At 33.5% G+C, this 516-nt stretch carries 1 protein-coding gene; it reads right to left on the bottom strand.

Going from position 1 to position 516, the window contains the following annotated elements:
• Positions 1-467 (bottom strand): hypothetical protein (locus tag N2712_08130; GenBank protein ID MCX8029944.1); only part of this gene is annotated, 467 nt, incomplete at its 3' end.
• Positions 468-516: the final 49 nt, after the last annotated feature.

Here is a 516-nt window from a genome sequence, read left to right as displayed (position 1 = left end):
AAGTTATCGAATTCCTCATAACTAGAAAACATTCTTTTAGTAAATTTCTTATCTTTGTACGTACCGAAATATGCGCAATATTGACGGTAAGTTTTAACCATCTCTTCTTCACATATTCCGTTAATTTGGGCTTCTTCATAAATTTTAAAAAGCTCATCGTCTGGTAAAGACTCTAATTTACGTTTTTCTTCGTCTAGTTTAGATCTAACGTACTCCGAAACCTTTTCATTAAGTTCTTTAGCATAATTATCTACAGCAGCCTGATATTTTTCTTGCTCCTCAAGTGTGGCTTCTTCATCAGGTTCTGCAGGAAACGGAATACTGACTTCCCTAATTGCCTCTCTAGAAACATCGACAGACTTTCTTAATATTATTAATGAAATTAATTTTTCTCTATCAAATAAAGATTTATCTCCAATAAATGCCAAATATTCATCAGAATTTTTGTCTGACAATTTCTTGCGCATTTCTGTACTAGCCCTTAAAGCCTTAACACGCGCTATATTAAGCTCTGCG

Source organism: Brevinematales bacterium (assembly GCA_026415355.1).
Taxonomy (GTDB): domain Bacteria; phylum Spirochaetota; class Brevinematia; order DTOW01; family DTOW01; genus SKYB106.
The sequence above is the reverse complement of the archived record's forward strand: the minus strand, read 5'-3'. Positions and strand labels throughout refer to the sequence as shown.